Source organism: Hominimerdicola alba (assembly GCF_900112155.1).
GTDB classification, from domain to species: Bacteria; Bacillota; Clostridia; order Oscillospirales; family Ruminococcaceae; genus Hominimerdicola; species Hominimerdicola alba_D.
Map to the genome: position 1 here is coordinate 87,804 of NZ_FOKQ01000013.1, position 20,214 is coordinate 108,017.

Annotated in this window: 21 protein-coding genes; 9 read left to right on the top strand and 12 right to left on the bottom strand. The window is 43.9% G+C overall.

The features are described from left to right. Positions 1 to 735 precede the first annotated feature (735 nt). The 10 genes from BM265_RS08895 to BM265_RS08940 form a co-directional block, all read right to left on the bottom strand. On the bottom strand, positions 736 to 1,293 hold the full coding sequence (locus BM265_RS08895) for a flavin reductase family protein (protein ID WP_074961216.1): 558 nt from the start codon (positions 1,291 to 1,293) through the stop codon (positions 736 to 738). Positions 1,294 to 1,351: 58 nt separating this feature from the next. Continuing rightward, entirely contained in the window at positions 1,352 to 2,245 is an 894-nt protein-coding gene (locus tag BM265_RS08900; RefSeq protein ID WP_177219564.1) for an ABC transporter permease, read from the bottom strand. Between the two features lie 71 nt (positions 2,246 to 2,316). Then, the gene (locus tag BM265_RS08905) at positions 2,317 to 3,096 is read right to left on the bottom strand and encodes an ABC transporter ATP-binding protein (protein ID WP_074961218.1); all 780 of its coding nucleotides are present in this window, start codon (positions 3,094 to 3,096) and stop codon (positions 2,317 to 2,319) included. Positions 3,097 to 3,124: 28 nt separating this feature from the next. Beyond that, entirely contained in the window at positions 3,125 to 4,204 is a 1,080-nt protein-coding gene (locus tag BM265_RS08910) for an ABC transporter substrate-binding protein (protein ID WP_074961219.1), read from the bottom strand. 22 nt (positions 4,205 to 4,226) lie between these two features. Further along, complete coding sequence (locus BM265_RS08915; RefSeq protein WP_074961220.1) at positions 4,227 to 5,780, bottom strand: nitrogenase component 1; 1,554 nt, start codon at positions 5,778 to 5,780, stop codon at positions 4,227 to 4,229. 6 nt (positions 5,781 to 5,786) lie between these two features. Further along, entirely contained in the window at positions 5,787 to 7,121 is a 1,335-nt protein-coding gene (locus BM265_RS08920; protein ID WP_074961221.1) for a nitrogenase component 1, read from the bottom strand. A gap of 14 nt (positions 7,122 to 7,135) precedes the next feature. Beyond that, positions 7,136 to 8,083: a cysteine synthase A gene (cysK, locus tag BM265_RS08925; protein WP_074961222.1), complete on the bottom strand. Its 948-nt coding sequence runs from the start codon at positions 8,081 to 8,083 to the stop codon at positions 7,136 to 7,138. Positions 8,084 to 8,100: 17 nt separating this feature from the next. Continuing rightward, a complete protein-coding gene (locus BM265_RS08930) occupies positions 8,101 to 8,445 on the bottom strand; it encodes a NifB/NifX family molybdenum-iron cluster-binding protein (RefSeq protein WP_074961223.1) in 345 nt (114 codons plus the stop codon). A 477-nt stretch (positions 8,446 to 8,922) separates the two neighbouring features. Next, complete coding sequence (locus tag BM265_RS08935; protein ID WP_074961224.1) at positions 8,923 to 9,516, bottom strand: HD domain-containing protein; 594 nt, start codon at positions 9,514 to 9,516, stop codon at positions 8,923 to 8,925. A 15-nt stretch (positions 9,517 to 9,531) separates the two neighbouring features. Beyond that, entirely contained in the window at positions 9,532 to 10,557 is a 1,026-nt protein-coding gene (locus tag BM265_RS08940) for a DsrE/DsrF/DrsH-like family protein (protein ID WP_074961225.1), read from the bottom strand. A gap of 156 nt (positions 10,558 to 10,713) precedes the next feature. Here BM265_RS08940 and BM265_RS08945 point away from each other — a divergent pair, with 156 nt between their 5' ends. From BM265_RS08945 to BM265_RS08970, 6 genes are read left to right on the top strand one after another with little or no spacing between them, the layout of a single operon-like run. Continuing rightward, positions 10,714 to 11,493, top strand: a complete 780-nt coding sequence (locus tag BM265_RS08945; RefSeq protein ID WP_074961226.1) for a tRNA threonylcarbamoyladenosine dehydratase — start codon at positions 10,714 to 10,716, stop codon at positions 11,491 to 11,493. A gap of 3 nt (positions 11,494 to 11,496) precedes the next feature. Then, positions 11,497 to 11,997 (top strand): GNAT family N-acetyltransferase, encoded by a 501-nt coding sequence (locus BM265_RS08950; RefSeq protein WP_074961227.1) that lies wholly within the window; start codon positions 11,497 to 11,499, stop codon positions 11,995 to 11,997. 12 nt (positions 11,998 to 12,009) lie between these two features. Further along, entirely contained in the window at positions 12,010 to 12,606 is a 597-nt protein-coding gene (locus tag BM265_RS08955) for a GNAT family N-acetyltransferase (RefSeq protein ID WP_074961228.1), read from the top strand. Next, positions 12,590 to 13,399, top strand: a complete 810-nt coding sequence (locus BM265_RS08960; RefSeq protein ID WP_074961229.1) for a HesA/MoeB/ThiF family protein — start codon at positions 12,590 to 12,592, stop codon at positions 13,397 to 13,399. The genes BM265_RS08955 and BM265_RS08960 overlap by 17 nt, the downstream gene beginning before the upstream one ends. A gap of 39 nt (positions 13,400 to 13,438) precedes the next feature. Beyond that, positions 13,439 to 14,311 (top strand): tRNA 2-thiocytidine biosynthesis TtcA family protein, encoded by an 873-nt coding sequence (locus BM265_RS08965; protein ID WP_074961230.1) that lies wholly within the window; start codon positions 13,439 to 13,441, stop codon positions 14,309 to 14,311. Beyond that, positions 14,304 to 15,422: a cysteine desulfurase family protein gene (locus tag BM265_RS08970; protein ID WP_074961231.1), complete on the top strand. Its 1,119-nt coding sequence runs from the start codon at positions 14,304 to 14,306 to the stop codon at positions 15,420 to 15,422. Before BM265_RS08965 ends, BM265_RS08970 begins: the two co-directional genes overlap by 8 nt. Positions 15,423 to 15,505: 83 nt before the next feature. Here the strand turns inward: BM265_RS08970 and BM265_RS08975 are convergent, their stop codons facing one another. Next, positions 15,506 to 16,891 carry a glutamate-cysteine ligase family protein gene (locus BM265_RS08975; RefSeq protein WP_074961232.1) on the bottom strand — a complete coding sequence of 462 codons (1,386 nt, stop codon included), beginning with the start codon at positions 16,889 to 16,891 and terminating at the stop codon, positions 15,506 to 15,508. A gap of 239 nt (positions 16,892 to 17,130) precedes the next feature. On the opposite strand from BM265_RS08975, the gene BM265_RS08980 reads away from it, so the two are divergent. From BM265_RS08980 to BM265_RS08990, 3 genes are all read left to right on the top strand, one after another. Further along, positions 17,131 to 18,162: a methionine ABC transporter ATP-binding protein gene (locus BM265_RS08980; protein ID WP_074961233.1), complete on the top strand. Its 1,032-nt coding sequence runs from the start codon at positions 17,131 to 17,133 to the stop codon at positions 18,160 to 18,162. Continuing rightward, the gene (locus tag BM265_RS08985; protein WP_074961234.1) at positions 18,131 to 18,805 is read left to right on the top strand and encodes a methionine ABC transporter permease; all 675 of its coding nucleotides are present in this window, start codon (positions 18,131 to 18,133) and stop codon (positions 18,803 to 18,805) included. Before BM265_RS08980 ends, BM265_RS08985 begins: the two co-directional genes overlap by 32 nt. A gap of 154 nt (positions 18,806 to 18,959) precedes the next feature. Then, positions 18,960 to 19,826 (top strand): MetQ/NlpA family ABC transporter substrate-binding protein, encoded by an 867-nt coding sequence (locus tag BM265_RS08990; RefSeq protein ID WP_347500919.1) that lies wholly within the window; start codon positions 18,960 to 18,962, stop codon positions 19,824 to 19,826. Between the two features lie 126 nt (positions 19,827 to 19,952). Here the strand turns inward: BM265_RS08990 and BM265_RS08995 are convergent. Beyond that, on the bottom strand, positions 19,953 to 20,214 hold a 262-nt coding region (locus tag BM265_RS08995), incomplete at its 5' end, for a transposase (RefSeq protein ID WP_143098698.1).

Consider the following 20,214-nt stretch of genomic DNA (forward strand, 5'->3'; position numbering starts at 1 on the left):
AGTCAGAAAAAAGCTATCTGTGATTCTTTTATCTTTGTTCAAGTCACGACAGTGATCGGCATAAAAAAATAATTCCCTTTGACAAGCAAATTAGCACTGCAATTGACGAGAGGAATCATAGCTTTACACCCTATTTCTTATCTTGCTGATATTTCGTTCAAATTCACCTGAATCAAGCCAATCTGACAGAAAATACTGCTCAAGCATCGGGACTGTACAGGAATAGAAACCAGATACAAAGTCCGTAGAGATATTCTGCACCCGAACCGATCACAATCTGCTCAGTTGTAACATTGATATTCCTGCTTCTTGCAAGATACCGACATATAGCCTCATCTGTGCAAGTTCCTTATTCAGCTGATACTGTTCACTCATATCCAAAACCTCATTTCTTGTTTTTTTACAGTATAGCAGAAATTGGTCTGACTGCATATAGCCAGTTGCGTATTATTTTATCATGCCAGTTTATGGTGAGTGATTCTAAATAACGAATCGCGTGTTTGATGAACCTTGCCATTGAGTACGATAGCGTTACATAAAATTTATAGCCGCATACCAAAGCTTCTTATCATCTTACTGCGATTTTTTTATTTACATATAATAATAATTGGTAGCTTAATCAGCAAAATGCTGACCCTGCATAAAGCATTGTCAGCATTTTGATTTTCAGCTTTAATTTGCGATATGTGCATACCGAGATGTACGATCATAAGCACAATATACATGAACCAATCTTCACTCAAACTTCTTTCCCGCGTTCCATGCGCCGCCTGCTATCCCGCCTATCACGCGGTAGGCTAATGCGGACGAGTCGAACACCAGCGGACCTACCTTGTCTAGATCGACTTTATCATCGGTCAGGACATTTTCATCTGCTTTCAAACCGACGATCTGAGCCACCACTCTTGTCGAACCGTACTCTTCGATTATATCCTTGACATTGCATTCCAGAGCAACAGGCAGCTGGTCGATTATGGGCGCGTTTACCTTATCGGACTTGGTCACGGTGAAGCCAGCCTTTTCAAGCTTATCGGGTACCTGAGCCTGCGATACTATTCCAACATAGTCAGACTCAGCTATGAATTCCTTTGTGGCAAAGCTAACGGTAAACGCCTTGTTCAACTTGATGTTTTCGGTAGAAACATGGTCTCCTAGAGTTATGGAGATAAGGTCTCCCCCTGCCTGTCCCGCCCATGCTGCATTCATGGCATTGGGCTTTCCATACTTGTCATAGGTTGCTATGATGAACACCGGGAGCGGTGTTACAAATCCTTTGTCAAAGCTTTTTTTCATATGAACATCTCCTTGATATTATTAAAACAGAACCAGCAGTTATTTCCGTATTATTCTTTCAGACCGCTTTCCATTTTATCAGTTTTTTCTCTGCTATGTCCAGCAGAACATTCAATATGGTTATTACAGCGCCAACAACGAATATTCCCGCAAGCACTCTGGCATAATCAGCATAGTCGGAATATTTCTTAATGAAAAAACCAAGCCCGCTGGTGGCACCTATCATCTCTGCCATGATGAGTATCATGAATATGGTGGAAATCTGAATTTTCAGACTTCCGACAATCGACGGAATACTGTAAGGCAGGATCACCTTAAAAAGCATGGTTGGTGTACTGACATTCATTGCCTTTGCCGAATCTATCAGTCTGCTGTTGATACTGCCTACCCTGTTTATCATTCCGAGGAATATTGGCCAGAACATACCAATGCCTATTACAGCGATAGATGCCGATGTAAATGTGGGCATAAGCGCGATGAGATAGGGGGTATATACCATGGGGGGAATCGGGCTGAGTACTTTGGCGATGGGTGTGAAATCATTATTAAGCCTTTTTACCCAGCCCACTATCATACCAAGTATATTTCCTGTGATAAGAGCTATTGAAAATCCGATTACCAGTATCATCAGCGAATGACCTATTCCCTCTGCGATAAATTGGCTGTCCTTCAGGAATACTTCAAATACATTCTCCATCGGTGGAGAAAGCACTGGGTTTCCATTGCCGAGTATACGGAAATTTATATCCCATATCAGGAACAGACTGTATATCAGCACGGCGATATCAGGATGATATTCATCTTTTTTTATGACTGCCCTTGCAGTATGGTAGAGCCAGATAAACCCCATGATAAAAACATAAACAGTGTTTTTCGGTGCGCTGACCTTTCCTTTTATAAATGAAAGTGTTATCACTGTTCCCGCGAAAAGTGTGACGATTGCTATGTTCAATATTATTTTTCCGACAGAGTATGTTTTCTCACTGCCCTGCGTTTCCAATGAATTTAATGTCCTTGCGTCTGTCATGCAGTTCTCACCTTCACTTCTGTGAACAGATCCAGCAGTTCATGACGAAGCTGATCGTATCTGTTCAGTCTTATCAGTTCTTCTCTTGGAGTATCCGCGGGAAGTCCAACATTTACTTCCGTCCTGATCTTATGAGGCTCCATGAAGTATACCTTGTCAGCCAGAACAAGAGCTTCATCGATATCATGGGTGATGAATACAACGGTCTTCTTTTCGCCCCGCTTTTTGCATAGCTCTATGCTGAGTTCCTGAAGCTCTATACGCTTCTGAGGGTCGATTGCACCGAATGGTTCGTCCATTAGGAGTATATCAGTATCCATGGCAAAAGCTCTAGCCAGTGCGACACGCTGCTGCATTCCACCTGAAAGTTCGTGAGGATATTTGTCTGCACTGTCAGCAAGACCTACCAGTTCAAGATATTCCTCTGCCCTTTTTGCGATCTCTTTTCTGCTTTTGAGCAAGCCTGCTTCCTTTATTCCGAACATTATATTCTTTTTGGCTGTCAGCCACGGAAACAGCGAATAGTGCTGGAAAACCATTCCTCTGTTTACATCCGGACCTGTCACAGGTTTGTCGTTTATAAGTATCTCACCCTTTGTGGGAAACTGTAGTCCCAGCAGCAGAGATACCAGTGTACTCTTACCGCAGCCAGAAGGACCGATAAGGCAAGCGAACTCTCCCTCTTCTACCTTAAAGTTCAGACCATCAAGGATATTTACAGCTTTGTTATCAGCTTCATAGCTGAATGAAACATTACGAAATTCTATTTTACTCATTATCGGTTCCTCCTTATAATATCATCTTTTAAACATCGTATTTGTCCGAGAATTCTTTAAGTGCAAGATAATCAGGGTCATCGGGGTATTCTTTAAGAATCTCATCCAGCGCTTCGCGGAAGATCTCAGTGTTGACATTTCCGCTTATATCAGCATCTTTTATTATGCCTTCACCTATAAGATAAGCTGCATAATCCACAACTCTGTTCTTGGCAGGGTCGGGATTGTAACGCGAAGCATAATCACCATAAAGTGCCTCTGTAACATATTCCTCAGTCTGACCTGTCTGTCTTACCATTATATCTATGGCATTGTCGTGATCGTTGAGTATCAGTTTGTATGCCCTTATAAGGCCGCGCTGATATGCTACAAGTTCAGCGTGCTTTTCTTCAACTACTTTTGAAGTTGTTGTCTGACGGCAGCAGGGATAGCATGGATCGATATCACCGACTTTAATACCCAGATCAAGCCCGAAATTCTTGGCTGTCTGTACACCGTCAGCTGTGATGTAACCCACATCTACCTGGCCCTTTGATACCGCCTGCACTATCGAGGTATCATCATTGAGGTAATCTATCTCGATATCCTTTTCAGGAACTATGCCTATCTCACGGAGTTTTGCACGTATGATGTTATCGCCTGTGTAGCTTCTGGCTGATGCCCATTTCTTTCCTGCCCAGCCCGAAAGTTCAGCAAACTGATCTGAATTTTCCGGCTTGGTGATTATAGCACCGCCCTCCTGCGCTGAACCGCCGAAGAATATAAGATCCTGTCCCTCAGCCATGAACTGTAACTGAAGTGTGATACCTACAGGCACAACATCCACCTTACCTGTAGACAACGCAGTTAAACTGTCAGCGGTAGAGAGAAGAACATCACAGTTTACTGTCACGCCTTCCTCTTCAAAATATCCCTGATCGTAAGCAACCGTTGTCAGCGCAGACTTTATGGATGACGGGAACCATGCAACTTCCAGTGTACCAACGTTCTCTTTTTTGACACCGCTCGATGACTTCTTATTCGATGAACTTCCGCAGGCTGTCAGGCTGCCTGCAAGCAGTGATGCTGCGATAAGTACTCCAATAGCTTTCCTTACTCTTTTCTTCATAAATATCTTCCTTTCGCGATTATCAGATAGTGGGCTTATCCGTTTCGGGCAGACCCGTGATATAATGGTATGGGCTCTTACCGTACCACTGCTCCTGATATGGAAGTTTGGTATGGGCTGAGATATTTCTTGCATAGGCTGTATTTTTCAGTGTTCTCTCTATCCTCTTTGCAAGTGAATATGCTCCTGTAAATCCGAAATATGTAAATCTCTGGGCAAACAATGTCAGCGAGGGGACACCTGCCTTTACCAGCCATACGCCCACAGATGGGTGAGATATTGCAATATCTGGTTTAAGCTTGTATACCATGTTTACCAGCTCGTTTGCCTGAGTTGAAACCGCATTCTGAACATCGCCTATCTTTTCCTGAACTTCGCTGAACAGCTGATCTCCGAATTCATCATAGTTGAAGTTTCTGAAACCTACAACTTTAAGTCCTATCTCATCTGCCAGAAGTCCAGTTGCACCGATACGCAGGAATCCTCCGCTGATGAGCACTTTCTTGCCCTCGACATTCTTTCTTATGGGTTCAAGAGCCTTTTTAAGTTTCTCGGTCTCCTTTTTCAGCAGAAGATCTGCTTCCTTTTCAAGCCCGAAGAACTCAGCTATGGCTTTTATGAACTTAACTGTCTGCTCGGTACCAATGGGTATAGTTGGCAGTATATAAGGTATGCCGAATTCTCTCTTCAGGAATTCAAGAAAGTACACATCATGCACGTGGCAGAAGCTGACATTCAAGGCTGTCTCCGTGATGAATCTCCAGTCATCGGGTTCTTTGTACTCAACGAATATATTAACGTTGATACCCAAGGCATTCAAAAGTCTCTTGATCTCTTTTTCATCTCCTGGACCTATGGACCATGCATTGTACAATGTCACTGTACGGCTCTTCTTATATTCATAACGCTGTTTTTTCAGCTCATAGTCGGGGTCGCTCTTGTCAAAGGGGGTATAGTCGATATACTTCTTGGGTTCAAACCCGAATCTATGCATGATGCCGTGATATACAACGTCGTATGCAGAAGAGAATACCTTAGCGCCAAAACCGGGACAGTGCAGAGGAACTACCGTAGCTGTTACCTGTTCCTGCGCGTGGTTTACAACACTTTCGATATCATCACCGATAACTCCGGGGGCACAGGTGTTGCAGACGAATATAGCTGTGGGTCGAAAACGTCTGTCGGCTTCGATTATGGTTTTATAAAGCTTTTCGTTTCCGCCGCTTATAACATCGGTCTCTGTCAGATTTGTACTCAGCCATCTTGCGCCTTCCATCTTAACGCCACGTGCCGCACCGTACTGCTTTATACTGAAATCAATACCATGGGACTGTGAACCACAACCAACAGGGCCGTGCATTATAACTACCGAATCTTTAGTTGAGAATGATATCAGAGTTGATACACCCATCTGGCAGAACATTGCCTGCGTAAAACTGCGGTCGCATCTTCCGAGACATCCCGCGCATGAACCGCTCCTCAGATCACTGGTGCATCCGCCGAAAGCATAGGCTGTGGCTCTCTGCCTTTCTCTGGGATTCGGTACCTGCACATCAAAATTAACATCGAATTTCATATATCTTTACCTCCCCGATACCTGTGCTGTTATCAGATCTTCCAGCAGTGCAAGTCCACCGTTGAAGCCTGCGTAAGTTTTGTTGAGTATTATACGGCTCATTGCAGGAAAGCTTATGTTCAGGAAATTGCCGTTCAGCACCTGCGAAAGCTTTCTGTCGATAGAACTACCGAGCACGAATGCAGGCTCAAGTTTTTCATAATAGGTATCCGATAAATACTGCGGGTCGTTCTGTGTGATGTACTGCTGTATCTTTGAGGTATCCGTTTCAAATACCAGCTTCGGGCGATATTCAAAGGGCAGTTCTTCAAAATGCCTGCGGATAAGCTCCTTGTTTTTATCCCTGAGTTCGTCGGTTATAAATACATACTCTGGCAGCCAGCCTATCTCGTTATCGAGGTACTGTGCGTAAGGCAGAGCCTGTGTTGCATTGTTGACTACCACTGCATAGTTCTGGAAATCCGTATCTGCAATAACATCGGTGGCTCTGTCAACATAGCTGTAATAACGCTGAACTTCTTTTTCAAGAGCCTTTTCGGCAAACTCCCTGTCAATGCCCAGCTTTTCTGCGACTTCAAGGGCAAACTTAACGGAAGCATTGCTGCCTATGGGAAGATCGGTAACTATATAATCTATGCCGTGCTTTTCCTTAGCCGCCTTTGCAGCCCTTACTCCGTTTATTGGTGAAAGCACTATATTCAGTGATGCTTTGCCTGCATTTCTGATATCATCAATGGTCTGGTCGGGTGTAACGAAAGTTGTCGCTTTGACACCTATCAGGCTAAGTATGCGTCTTATCTCTTCAAGGTCGCCTCTGAAAAACGGATCATATGCGGGAACAATTCCCAGCAGGTTGACCAGCTTTTCATCTTTTTCTTTAGTTACAGGTATGTACTGTTCAAAAAGGCTCTTTATCACTATATCATAACCGTAGTAAGAGTTACCCTTGAATCCGCCGGTATCTACGAATATCAGAGGATACTCAGGTCTTTCAACCTCACTGATGACTGCTTCAACATCATCTCCGATAAGGTCAGTCATACAGCTTGTAACTACTACAAAAAGGTCGCCGTCCATAACATCGTAGGCTGCAAGTATCTCTTTTCTGAGCCTCTCAGCACCGCCGAAGATAATCTCCTTTTCGCTGACATTTGAGCTGGGCAGTGAAGCACCACCGCAGTAACCAACTCCCAGATATCCGCCGTAAGCAAATGAATTGGTCAGCTGACCGCCACAGCCCTGTGCTCCGTGTATAATAGGTATTACTCTCGGAAGAGAGGTAAGAGTAGCAAGTGCTCCTCCGAGCATACATGAAAACCTTGGTCTTTCTATAAATGACATGATATCCCTCCTAATCAGGCAAGTTCCGCAGGCTGATCGAACAGTGCGGTACTTAGGTAACGTTCACCGGTATCCGGCAGAAGCACAACTATGCGCTTGCCTTTATTCTCCTTGCGCTTAGCAAGTTCTATCGCCGCAAACAATGCTGCACCCGATGATATCCCCACCAGCAGACCTTCAAGCCTTGCCGCTGTACGTGCAGTTTCCAGTGCTTCCTTGTTCTTCACCCTGAATATCTCATCGATGACTTCCCTGTCGAAGATATGTGGCACAAATCCTGCGCCTATGCCCTGAATAACATGAGGACCGGGAGCTTCTCCAGAAAGCACAGATGAATCATAAGGTTCAACAGCAATCACCTTTGTATCGGGATCATTCTGTTTGAGAGCTCTGCCCGTACCTGTGACAGTTCCGCCTGTACCGACACCTGCAACGAAGTAATCTACCTTGCCATCGGTATCTCTTATGATCTCCTGTGCAGTAGTCTTTGTATGTACCTCGGGATTTACAGGGTTATCGAACTGCTGAGGGATAAATGAATCCTCTATGATAGCATTGAGTTCTTCAGCCTTGCGGATAGCACCTTTCATTCCATCTGCCGCGGGAGTAAGTATCACCTTTGCCCCAAGCTGAGTTACCAGCCTTCGGCGTTCAATGGACATACTTTCGGGCATTGTCAGTATAACTTTATATCCCTTGACAGCACCGACGAATGCAAGACCAATACCTGTATTTCCGCTTGTGGGTTCGATTATTGTATACCCTTCTTTGAGAAGTCCTTTTTCCTCAGCATCGTCTATCATCGCAAGGGCTATCCTGTCCTTTACACTTCCCAGAGGATTGAAGTATTCAAGCTTTGCATACACCTCTGCATAAAGTTCCTCATCTCCTGCCAGCCTGCTTATTTTTAAAAGCGGCGTATTGCCTATAAGCTCTGTCAGATTTTCTGCTACCTTTGACATGATCACATCACCTTTCCTTACTTACCGCTGCGTTTTCTGTACTCTACGATCTTTTCGATCACGTAATCCGTATCAGAACCGGGCATTTCAAAATATTTCTTCTTTTGTATCTCAAAATATCTCTGTATCCTGCTGCCGATGCGTGCAGCGATCACATACTGGCAGTCTTCTACCAGTTCAAGTCTGGCTTCTGCACCTCTGTGGTCACCGCTGCAGCCATCCTGATTTCCAAAGGATACAGTTTTTTCTTTGGCGGAAATATTATCTTCGATACGATAGATATCAAAACGTGAAGCAGAACCGAAATGCTGATCTACTTTATGTCCGTCCGCCGTAGCAACTGCTATACGATATTGGCTCATAAATTTTTAACTCTCCTTATCAATATGATTTATAGTTATTGGTTAAATTCATACCTAATAGATTTGATTTATATGTCATATCTGTCTTTATTGATTTTTATTATATCATAAAATTTGCTTTCGTCAACGAAAATATAGGGCAACGTTATCATCACATTTGATTATCCACAAATAATTCGATGGCATTTGTAAACGAATAATGAGCAAAATATCTCATTGCAGTTAATTTCCATAGATTTACAGTTTTTGGTTTCACAGGAAAAGCGTTAAAATCTAAATACGTGATAACGTTACATCCCATGAAAAGCATTTTTTCAGGGCATTGAGCAGATCAAGGCTGTTATGAAAATTTCATTTATCTGCCAATTTATGATAATTGATATCACCAAAGCAAGATCTGCAATATAAAAACGGCTTGTCCGCTAATGGAACAAGCCGTTTACTTATAATATTGATATATTGAAAGCAGAAATATAATCAAAGCTCGCTCATTTCCTGAGCTATGATATCTTCTGTATCTGCCATGGCACGCATGGTCAGTTCAAGAAGCTTGTCAAGCTCCCAGCCAAGCTGATCTGCACCTCTGCCGATGACTTCTCTTGAACAGCCTGCGGCAAAGCCCTTGCTTTTGTATTTCTTTTTCAGTGATTTAAGCTCCATATCCTTGGTGCTCTTTGAAGGTCTCATAAGAGCCGCCGCACCTATAAGACCTGTCAGTTCATCAGCCGCGAACAGAACTTTCTCCATCTCGTGGACAGGTTCAACATCTATAGTAACTCCGCAGCCCACAGTTATGCCGTAACCGTGGGAACATACTGCGTGTATGATATCGTCGCTGACACCGCCCTCTTTAAGCAGTTCGGGAGCTTTTATGCAGTGTTCCTCCGGGTATATCTCAAAATCAATATCATGCAGAAGACCAACTATCCCCCAGTATTCAGCGTCATCACCGTAACCGAGTTCGTTAGCATACCATTTCATCACCGCTTCAACGGTAAGTGCGTGCTGCAAATGGAAATGATCCTTGTTGTACTTTCTGAGCAGTTCAAAAGCTTCGTTTCTTGATATCATTTTTTCTCCTCCTCATTATATAAACAAACTCATATCGCTTTGTTCGCCCGAACCAATAAAAGTAGCCGCACCGCCCAGCTCTACACCATCTATCAGCTCTTCACGATGTATCCCCATTATATCCATGGACATCTGACAGGCAACAATTCGCACGCCCTGGGCTTTTGCCGAATCTATCAGTTCTTCAAGAGAATCAACGCCCTTGCTTTTCATCACGGTGCGTATCATCTTTGCCCCCATTCCGCCCATATTCATGCGGGAAAGTCCCAGCTTTTTAGTACCTCTTGGCATCATGAATCCGAACATTTTTTCAACTATATTCTTCCTGACACTGACCTTTTCGGGTCGGCGGAGGATATTCAGCCCCCAGAAAGTGAAGAACAAAGTGACTTTCCTGCCCATTGATGCTGCTGCATTCGCCATAATGAAAGCTGCTATGGTCTTGTCGAGATCACCGCTGAAAAGCACGAAGGTCTTTCCGTTAGGACGAACATCTGCTGGTTTCTTAGGCGGCTGTTTTTCTATGACTGCTTTGATCTCTCTGCCGTCATTTTCAAGACTTACCAGCCTGTTGCCTGTGCTTTCACACCAAACGGCTATATCCGAAGAAAAAGCGGCTTCGTCCGATACGATATACAAACGCTGGCCGTAAGCCAAATCTTTCAGTTCTTCGGCTGTACGCACCACAGGACCGGGGCAGCAAACTCCCCTAAGATCAAGTTCGCGGTGCGGAAGAGTTTCTTTCTTCTCTTTGTAAGCGGCATATCCGCCGTCGATATTGTAAGCATCATATCCCATATCAGTAAGTATCTCGGTTATCTCCTCGCTGAGGTCGCCTGTTGAGCACATGACATATACAGGCTTGTTTTTATCAATTTCGGAAAGCCTTTTTGTAAGCACTGAAAACGGTATGTTCACCGCGGAATCTATTGGCTTTATCTGAACCTCGTATTCCTCGCGGATATCCAGCAAAGTAATTCCGCTTTTGTCGATTTTCAAAAAATCTTCTGCCGAGATATGCTTGATTATAGTTTCTTCCATTACACCATCTCCGTTTCCATGACCATATTATATTTATGATACACCTTTTCTGAAAGGATTTCAATGAAGAAAAAATTAATAACATATTAAATCTATTGACTTACTATGATATTAATGATATAATACCAAAGGAAAAATATCTAAGGAGGATCACTGATGCTGGATCAGTTTTCAAGAACACAGCTGCTTATCGGTAAAGAGGGCATAGACAAGCTATCTTCTGCCAGGGTGGCGGTGTTCGGTATAGGCGGCGTGGGAGGATATGTCTGTGAGGCGCTGGTGCGAAGCGGAGTTGGGGCTTTCGACCTTATCGACGATGACAAGGTGTGTCTGACAAATCTCAACAGACAGATACTTGCCACCCGCAAGACCGTGGGCAGGTACAAAGCTGAAGTCATGGCGGAGCGCATGATGGAAATAAATCCGAAGGTGGATATACGCATTCACAAATGCTTCTTTCTGCCCGAAAATGCCGATGACTTCCCTTTTGAGGAATACAGCTATGTCATTGACGCGGTGGATACCGTTACAGCAAAGCTTGAGATAATAATGCGTGCAAAGGCGAAGAAAGTCCCGATAATAAGCGCTATGGGTGCAGGCAACAAACTGGATGCGGGACGTATGCAAATAGCCGACATCTACGATACAAAGGTATGTCCACTTGCAAGGGTCATGCGTTACGAGCTGAGAAAGCGAAATGTCAGTGAACTCAAAGTGGTGTACTCGGACGAGATACCCACCCGCCCTATTGAAGATATGTCCATAAGCTGCCGCACACATTGTATATGTCCCCCCGATGCGAAACACAAGTGTACCGAACGCAGGGATATCCCGGGAAGTACAGCTTTTGTACCTGCTGTGGCGGGTCTGCTTATTGCAGGCGAGGTCGTAAAGGATATCACCACAGGCTATCACAAGGCAAAGAAAAGGAGATAAAATATGTCAGCGGATATCATTATAAAACAGGCGGAGCTTTCCGACCTTGACGAGCTTCATTATATTGAATGTCTTGCTTTTCCACCCGAAAAGGCAGCATCGAAAGAAGCCTTTGAATACCGTCTTACACATTTTCCTCAGTGGTTTTTCAAGGCTGAGATAGCGGGACAGATAGTCGGTCTTATCGACGGCAGCCGTTCCAAAAAGCCGTATATTACCGATGACCTCTACGAGCAGGACGGCGGTTTTGATGACAGAGGTGAAAATCTGCTGATATACGGGCTTGCTGTACACCCTGATTTTCGCCATAAAAAGATAGCTCACAGGCTTATGACACATATACTTTCTTCGGCAAGATCGGCAGGAGTAAATCATGTTTCACTTACCTGCAAGGAATCGCTGATAGGCTTTTACGAGAGCATGGGATATACAAACCATGGCATCTCGGAATCGGTAAAGGGAAATGTTGTGAGCTATGATATGGAAATATATTTTGACAAATAATGAGGGCTGTATATGAGCGATATCACGATACGAAAAGCCGCTGTCAGCGATGCAAAAGAGCTTCTTGATATATATTCTTACTATGTGAAAAACACAGCTATCACCTTTGAATATGAAGTACCGAGTGCCTATGAATTTGCGGGCAGGATAAGGGATATCACCAAACGATATCCATATATTGTAGCCGAAAGTAACGAAAAGATCATCGGTTATGCTTATGCCCATGAATTCATAGCACGCAAAGCGTATGACTGGTCGGCAGAAGTTACCATTTATGTTGACCACAATAAAAGGAAAACGGGTGTTGGCAGACTTCTATATAACGAACTGGAAAAATGTATGCGGGCTATGGGTGTAATTGATCTTTACGCCTGCATAGGTGTGCCAAACGGTGAAGCTGACGAATATATAGACCGAAACAGTGTGGATTTTCATGAACATATGGGCTATGAACTCAAAGGAACTTTCTCGAAAAGCGGATACAAATTCATGCGGTGGTATGATATGGTATGGCTTGGCAAGACCATAGGCGAACATCTTGATGTACAGCCCGATATAACAGCATTTTGCGAAACAAAGGAAGGTGCGGAATATGGCACTGACAAATGAACAGATAGAGCGATATTCCAGACACATACTGCTTAAAGAAGTCGGTGTACGTGGGCAAAAAAAACTGCTTGGCGCAAAGGTCCTGGTGATAGGCGCTGGCGGTCTTGGCTCACCTGCTTTGATGTACCTTGCGGCAGCAGGAGTAGGCACCATAGGCATAGCAGATGCCGATAATGTTGATATCACAAATCTGCAAAGGCAGATAATCCACGGCACTGAGGATATCGGAAAGCCTAAAATTGAATCCGCAAAAGAGACCATAAATGCTCTTAATCCCGATGTGAATGTGATCACATATCATGAATTCATATCCTCTGAGAATATTCTCGGAATTATCAAAGACTACGATTTTATCATCGATGGCACAGACAATTTCGCGGCAAAGTTTTTGATAAACGATGCCTGTGTTATGGCTGAAAAGCCTTTCTCTCACGCAGGGATACTGCGTTTTCAGGGTCAGCTTATGACTTATGTACCACACAAAGGTCCATGCTATCGCTGTGTTTTCACTGAGCCTCCCGAAAAAGATGCTGTGCCATCCTGCAAGGAAGCGGGAGTCATCGGGGCTATGGCGGGAGTGATAGGAAGCTTGCAGGCGCTTGAAGCCATAAAATATATCCTCGGTATAGGCGAACTGCTTACAGGAAATCTGCTGACATATAACGCACTGACTATGGAGTTTCGGAAAGTCCCTCTGCCGAAAGAAACATCAGGCTGTGCAGTATGCGGTGATCACCCGACAATAACTGTGCTGAAGGACAGCAATTACGAACCTCCCGAGTGCCAAATATAAAATTATGATATAATTAGATTTTTACGAAAGGTGATATAAATGGAGATGCCAAATGACATAGAACTTTCAGTTGTGAAAAAGTTCCGTCAGACCATATGGTCAAAATTTCTCAAGGGAATAAAAGAATACGACCTGATACAGGAAGGCGACAAGATCGCTGTCTGTATCTCGGGTGGCAAGGATTCGATGCTGATGGCGATGTGCATGAAGCGTCTGCAAAGGTATTCAAAGATACCCTTTGAAGTAGTATTCCTGGTAATGAATCCCGGCTACAATGAGATCAACTATCAGAAGATAATAGAAAATGCCGAGCTTTTGCAGATACCGATACAGGTGTTTGAAACAGAGATATTCGATGCTGTGGCAAAGGTGGATCAGCACCCCTGCTATCTCTGCGCAAGAATGAGAAGAGGATATCTTTACAAGACTGCAAAGGAACTGGGCTGCAACAAGATAGCACTGGGTCACCACTTTGATGATGTTATCGAAACTATCCTCATGGGTATGCTTTACGGTTCACAGGTTCAGACCATGATGCCCAAGATTCACAGCGAGAACTACGAGGGTATGCAGCTTATCCGCCCTATGTATATGGTGCGTGAGGAAGATATAATCAAGTGGAAGCAGTACAACGACCTGCAGTTTATCCAGTGCGCCTGTCGTTTCACCGAGAACTGTACCATGTGCGATAACGGCGGAGGCGGTTCAAAACGTCAGGAAGTTAAAACTCTGCTTAAACAGCTGAGGGCGAAAAGTCCTGCCATAGACATGAACATATTCCGCAGTGTTGAGAATGTGAATTTGCAGACCATAATCTCATATCACCGCGGTGAAGAGTATCATCATTTTCTGGATGATTTCGATGAGGGCAGAAGCGTCAGAGGAACAGTGGCGGAGGTAAGCGATGAGTAATATCTATCTTGATTATTCTGCCGATACGCCCGCCGATGAACGTGTGCTTTCTGTATATACCGAAACAGCGAGAAATGCTTTTGCAAACCCCAATTCTCTCCACAGCGAGGGCAGAAAAGCAAGATCCGCAGTGGATGATTCTCTTGTAAAAATCTCGGAACTGTTGGGTGTATCTACCGATGAACTGATATTCACAAGCGGGGCAAGCGAAGCAAATAATCTGGCGATAAAGGGCATAGCCCACAGCCGCAGGCGCAAGGGTAAGCACATCGTTTCTACATTTCTGGAGCACAGTTCTGTAAGCGGGGCGCTCACATATTTGCAGGAACAGGGCTGGGAGATAGACCTTGTGAATATACTTCCCAGCGGAAAGATCGATCTTGAACATCTGAAAAGCCTTATGCGCGATGACACCGTACTTTGTGCCGTATGTGCCGTTGACAGCGAACTTGGAACTGTTCAGCCCATATCCGAGATCTCTGAAATAGTAAAAGGCTATCCAAACTGTGTTCTGCACGTTGATGCAACTCAGGCGATAGGCAAAATCAAACTCGACCTGACAGGCGTGCATACTGCAAGCTTTGCGCCTCACAAATTCTACGGACTGAAAGGCTTCGGCGTACTGTACAAGGCTAAAAGTATCATACTTGAACCTCTTATTCACGGCGGTGCCAGCACTACCATTTACCGCAGCGGAACTCCCGATGCACCCGCAGCTTCAGCCTGTGCAGCAGCATTAAAGTATGCCTTTAATGAAATTGAAGAACGTAATTCCCGTGTGTCGGAGTTGAACCAAAAGCTTCGGGATCATTTTTTAGAAAATAACATGATATCTATAAACAGCCCCGAAGATGCAGTCCCGCATATACTGAACATCTCTGTAAATGGTATAAAAGGTGAAGAAATGCGCCGTCTGCTGGACGAGCAAGGCGTATGTGTTTCGGTAAAATCCGCCTGCTCGGTGGCGAACACGCCATCAAGGTCAGTCATGGCACTTTTTCACGACAGAAAGCGTGCTCTCAGTTCATGGCGGATAAGCCTTTCACACCTTACCTCCGATGCCGAGTTGGAAAAATTTATTGAGATACTTGGGAGTATTATTCAGAGATAAAGCTGATGTATCAGCCACATTAAAAGCAAAGTCCTGCACTGATCTTGTGCAGGACTTTATTAGTTTTTTAAATATCAGTGTTTCTATATTCTCGAATATTTTTCTATAAACTGCGTCATAGGTATGCCTTGTTCTAAGCCTTCCAACATCTCTTTCGCAGGATTTGTCAGCTTTTCTGCACGGTCATAGAGGGGTGCAAGAAAATGTTCTTCGTTCTTTGCTCGTTCTTTAAGACCGCTTGCTGCGATATCAAGTATGGCTTCAAGCTGAGATCTAAGACCATCACGGTCAAGAAATTTGGGAAGTTCTCGCTTTGAAAGCATATCCTGCAATTCCGCAGGTGAATATCCGTGGGAGTATATCACCCTGTCTTTGTCAAGCAGTTCTTTCAGTTCATCAAGCTTTATGGAGAGACCTGTGTGGAATGCGGCAACTGTCATAACATCGCTTATGGGCTGACAGCATGAGCTGCGGTATTCTATAGTTCCCCTGAATGTCAGATCCTCGAATTTAAAAGTTCTGAGGTATTGAAGATCACAGCATTCGGGAGAAAAAGTAGTGCTTCTGTAGGAACTGCCGTCAAAATATTCTCCGCTGACCTTTTCAAGTTCAAAATAATCCCGAACCGAAACAGGCTTGAAATCTATGTATTTGCCATCACGCATAGTGCAGTATATCGATTGGGATTTTATATATTCAATAAGCTCATCAACACTGTGGAGCTTGTCGGTGAACATACCTATGTTATGAGGATTATAGCCCTGCATACTATGCTCCCAAAGCATATTCCTTGCACAGAGATAATCGGGAAATTCAGGAAGATATGAATTAGCAAAAAGCAGAGCCTTATATGGCTCTAAAAGAGTGAATACGTTAAGGGTCTCTATGAGATCATCATGCGAAACATCCAGCTGGACCTGTGACGCACTGGTGAAAGTCCCGAAATCAGGACGGTCATGGAAATGTCTGCCTATATCGCCCTCATATCTTCGGTAGCTGTGAAGATAATGGTAAAGCATACGGTAGCGCTCATTAGGAACAGGTCTGTTTGTATTTATATTATAATGAGGATTTATCCCCATGCCTGTCAGCGTATAACCAAATGGTCTGAACAGTTCCTGAAGATAATTATAGTATTTCAGAAATCGCTTATGAAGAATATTGAGATCATCGCTCTTTCCCATGGAAAGTTCAAGATTTGAATATGAACAGTCAAAAGACAGATTGTCGCCTGTTTCTTCATGTGTCATAGAGTTGACATTTCCGTTGTCATCGCTGTTTGTTATCTCGAAACGAAAATGTTCTCTGAATCTGTCTGCGATAGATAAGACCGTAGCTTCATCCACAGCTTTGCCCGAAATATCAACAACAGGCATCTCTATTTCGATGCCGATAGATGCCCCTCTGTCTTTTTTTGTGGGTGCTATATACTTATTGTAGAGCGCCTCATCAAGATCGTATATTTTCATAAGTTCACCTTGCTTTATATATAAGTATTCCTATCATATTACTATGATGTACCCATATAATAACACATTTGGATAGGATTGTCAAGAAAAAGATAAAGATCACCAACAGCTATTTCAATTCCTACAAATCAACTATGATATCTTTGGTTTTCTTTGTGAGAAATTTCCTATTGACTTACTATGATTTGTATGATATAATTCATACATACCCGATAGGAAATGAGAAAGGAGCGGCCGAGATGATAGAGCTGATAAACATCTTCAAAGATTACAAAACAAAAAAAGGCAGTTTTACAGCCCTCAGAGATGTCAGCCTTACAATAAATGACGGCGAGATATTCGGCATCATCGGTCTTTCGGGAGCAGGAAAAAGCACGCTGGTGCGTTGTATCAACTATCTTGAAAAGCCGACTTCGGGCGAAGTTATAATAGACGGCAAGGTGCTTGGCGATCTGAAAAAGCGGGAACTTCTGAAACTCAGACAAAATATAGGTATGATATTTCAAGGTTTCAATCTTCTTGAACAGAGGACGGTGCTGAAAAATATCTGTTTTCCCCTTGAGATAAAAGGCGTATCAAAACGTGAAGCCGAAAAGCGGGCCAAAGAACTGCTTGAACTGGTAGGATTATCCGATAAAGAAAAAGCATATCCTTCACAGCTTTCGGGCGGACAAAAACAGAGGGTTGCTATCGCGAGAGCACTGGCTACCGAGCCTAAATATCTGCTGTGCGATGAAGCCACAAGTGCCCTTGACCCAGATACCACAAGGTCGATACTTGAACTTATGCGCGAGATAAACCGCAGGCTTGGGGTAACGATAGTGGTCATAACTCACGAGATGAAAGTCATCGACACTATATGTGACCGTGTAGCTGTTATGGATAACAGCGTTGTGACTGAGGTCGGCTATGTGGCAAAAGTCTTCTCTCACCCGAAATCTGATATTGCTAAAAAGCTGATACTTCCCGAACTTAAAACTATGGAGAATATCACAGGCGGTGACAGGATAAGACTGGTTTATAACGGAGAAAGCTCCTTTACACCCCTGCTTTCAAATATTATACTCGCCTGCGGAGTGCCGCTCAATATACTCTATGCCCAAACAAAGGATATCGACGGCAAAGCATACGGCGAGATGATACTTCAGCTGCCGGATGACAGCCGTTCATCCGAAAAGGTCAGAAACTATCTTAAAGCAAACAATGTCACATTCAGTGAGTTCGAGGGAGGTGAGCAGAATGTCGGAAATACTGCAAAAGCTGTGGGATAACGGTGTATTGCAGCTGGGTATCTGGGAAACGGTGTACATGACGTTCATATCCGCATTCTTTGCTTATCTTGTTGGACTTCCTCTTGGTGTGGTACTTGTAGTCACCGCAAAGGACGGCATACATCCCATCGGGTGGCTGAACAGGATACTCGACTTGCTGGTCAACATATTCCGCAGTATACCATTTATAATACTTATGGTCGCTGTTCTGCCTGCGGCAAAGCTGATAGTCGGCACAAGCCTTGGAAACAAAGCGATGATTGTTACCCTTGTACTGGCAGCGATACCATATATAGCAAGAATGGTCGAATCATCCATAAAAGAGGTCGACAAAGGTGTTATCGAAGCTGCACATTCCATGGGTGCGGGAGAATTCAGGATAATCACTAAGGTACTTATACCAGAAGCGAAGCCTGCACTGCTTGTAGGTGCGGTAATATCTCTTGTGACCATACTTGGCTACTCAGCTATGGCAGGCACCATAGGAGGCGGTGGTCTTGGAATGATAGCCATAACCTACGGTTATCAGCGTTTTAATGACGAAATAGTATGGATATGTGTGGCTCTGACCATAGTCATAGTACAGCTTATCCAGGAGATCGGTATGCGCATAGCCCGAAGGACTGACAAGCGCGCTGCCTGATCCACTAAATTACATAGTAAGGAAAGATGAAAAATGACATTAAGATTTACGAAGCTCCTTCGGATAAATTTCAGGTTCGGGCGAATGCTGCGATGTATGACTTTCGACCGTGACCAATAAAACAATCATTTATCTGAAAAAGGAGTTTTTAATCATGAATATCAAGAAAATAATCACATCAGCTATCGCAGTTTCACTGTCCGTTGTTGCATTTGCAGGCTGCAACAGTACAAATGCTTCCGAAAAGACACAGGGCAATTCAAAATCTGAAACAAGCAATAACAAGACTATCGTTATAGGTACTACTTCCACACCCCACGGCGAGATACTTGAACACATCAAACCCGTACTTGAAGAACAGGGCTGGACACTGGATATCAAGATATATGACGATTATGTTCTGCCTAATAAGGCACTGACAGATGGAGAGCTTGACGCGAACTATTTCCAGCACACACCCTACCTCAACAGCTACAATTCAGAAAATGGCACAGACCTCGCAAGTGCAGCCGAAATACATTATGAGCCTTTCGGTCTTTACGGCAACGGTGTATCTTCTCTTGATGATGTCAAGGAAGGCGCAAGCATAGTAATCCCTGCGGACGACAGCAACGAAACAAGAGCACTTCTTCTCTTACAGCAGGAGGGTCTTATAAAGCTGCCTGATGATGCAAGCGCTGAAAAAGGCGTTACCACTCTGGATATCGTAGATGACGGCGGCTATAAGATAACCACAGTTCAGGCAGATACAGTTGCAGCACAGTTCGGCAACTCTGATGAGGGTTCTCTCGCAGTGATCAACGGCAACTATGCTCTTGCAGCAGGACTTGACATAAAGAACGCTCTTGCTGTCGAGAATGCAGACGGTGATGCTGCCCACACATACGCAAATATAATCGCAGTACGTGCAGGCGATGAGAACAGTGAAAAGACAAAAGCTATTATCGACGCACTCAAGACCGATGATGTAAAACAGTTCATCGAGAGCGAATACGACGGCGCAGTAGTAGCAATATTCTGATAAGCGTTACAAAAAAATATGACCTAAAAAAATGAACAGGAACATATGATATTTCAGATAAGAAATACCGTTTTTCTTATCTGGTGACACTATGAAAAGACTACTTAGTCTCTCCTCAACAAGCCTCTAAAATCCATGGCATACCGGCTGGCGATATGAGAAGCGAATATTTATCACTATTTTCCAGAAGCGCAAAAGCATCGCCGCCAGGCGGTCGATGTTCATTGCGATAACGCTGAGAACTATCGATGCTCTTGTTGTGTCTTCTCTTTTTGTGAGCAGCAGACCAAGACCGAATTTGCGCTTTGCGAGACTGAACTTACGCTCCACTTCGATCCTGTCGGTATTATCTTTATATGCTGCCTTCTTTTCAGCCTTGCTGTCGGCG

Bases quoted from the DNA above. Each gene is read 5' to 3' on its own strand.
- BM265_RS08895 (WP_074961216.1), bottom strand. From the start codon at position 1,293: ATGAAAAAAAGCTTTGACAAAGGATTTGTAACACCGCTCCCGGTGTTC.
- BM265_RS08905 (WP_074961218.1), bottom strand. From the start codon at position 3,096: ATGAGTAAAATAGAATTTCGTAATGTTTCATTCAGCTATGAAGCTGAT.
- BM265_RS08910 (WP_074961219.1), bottom strand. From the start codon at position 4,204: ATGAAGAAAAGAGTAAGGAAAGCTATTGGAGTACTTATCGCAGCATCA.
- BM265_RS08915 (WP_074961220.1), bottom strand. From the start codon at position 5,780: ATGAAATTCGATGTTAATTTTGATGTGCAGGTACCGAATCCCAGAGAA.
- BM265_RS08920 (WP_074961221.1), bottom strand. From the start codon at position 7,121: ATGTCATTTATAGAAAGACCAAGGTTTTCATGTATGCTCGGAGGAGCA.
- cysK (WP_074961222.1), bottom strand. From the start codon at position 8,083: ATGTCAAAGGTAGCAGAAAATCTGACAGAGCTTATAGGCAATACGCCG.
- BM265_RS08930 (WP_074961223.1), bottom strand. From the start codon at position 8,445: ATGAGCCAATATCGTATAGCAGTTGCTACGGCGGACGGACATAAAGTA.
- BM265_RS08935 (WP_074961224.1), bottom strand. From the start codon at position 9,516: ATGATATCAAGAAACGAAGCTTTTGAACTGCTCAGAAAGTACAACAAG.
- BM265_RS08940 (WP_074961225.1), bottom strand. From the start codon at position 10,557: ATGGAAGAAACTATAATCAAGCATATCTCGGCAGAAGATTTTTTGAAA.
- BM265_RS08945 (WP_074961226.1), top strand. From the start codon at position 10,714: ATGCTGGATCAGTTTTCAAGAACACAGCTGCTTATCGGTAAAGAGGGC.
- BM265_RS08950 (WP_074961227.1), top strand. From the start codon at position 11,497: ATGTCAGCGGATATCATTATAAAACAGGCGGAGCTTTCCGACCTTGAC.
- BM265_RS08955 (WP_074961228.1), top strand. From the start codon at position 12,010: ATGAGCGATATCACGATACGAAAAGCCGCTGTCAGCGATGCAAAAGAG.
- BM265_RS08960 (WP_074961229.1), top strand. From the start codon at position 12,590: ATGGCACTGACAAATGAACAGATAGAGCGATATTCCAGACACATACTG.
- BM265_RS08965 (WP_074961230.1), top strand. From the start codon at position 13,439: ATGGAGATGCCAAATGACATAGAACTTTCAGTTGTGAAAAAGTTCCGT.
- BM265_RS08970 (WP_074961231.1), top strand. From the start codon at position 14,304: ATGAGTAATATCTATCTTGATTATTCTGCCGATACGCCCGCCGATGAA.
- BM265_RS08975 (WP_074961232.1), bottom strand. From the start codon at position 16,891: ATGAAAATATACGATCTTGATGAGGCGCTCTACAATAAGTATATAGCA.
- BM265_RS08980 (WP_074961233.1), top strand. From the start codon at position 17,131: ATGATAGAGCTGATAAACATCTTCAAAGATTACAAAACAAAAAAAGGC.
- BM265_RS08985 (WP_074961234.1), top strand. From the start codon at position 18,131: ATGTCGGAAATACTGCAAAAGCTGTGGGATAACGGTGTATTGCAGCTG.
- BM265_RS08990 (WP_347500919.1), top strand. From the start codon at position 18,960: ATGAATATCAAGAAAATAATCACATCAGCTATCGCAGTTTCACTGTCC.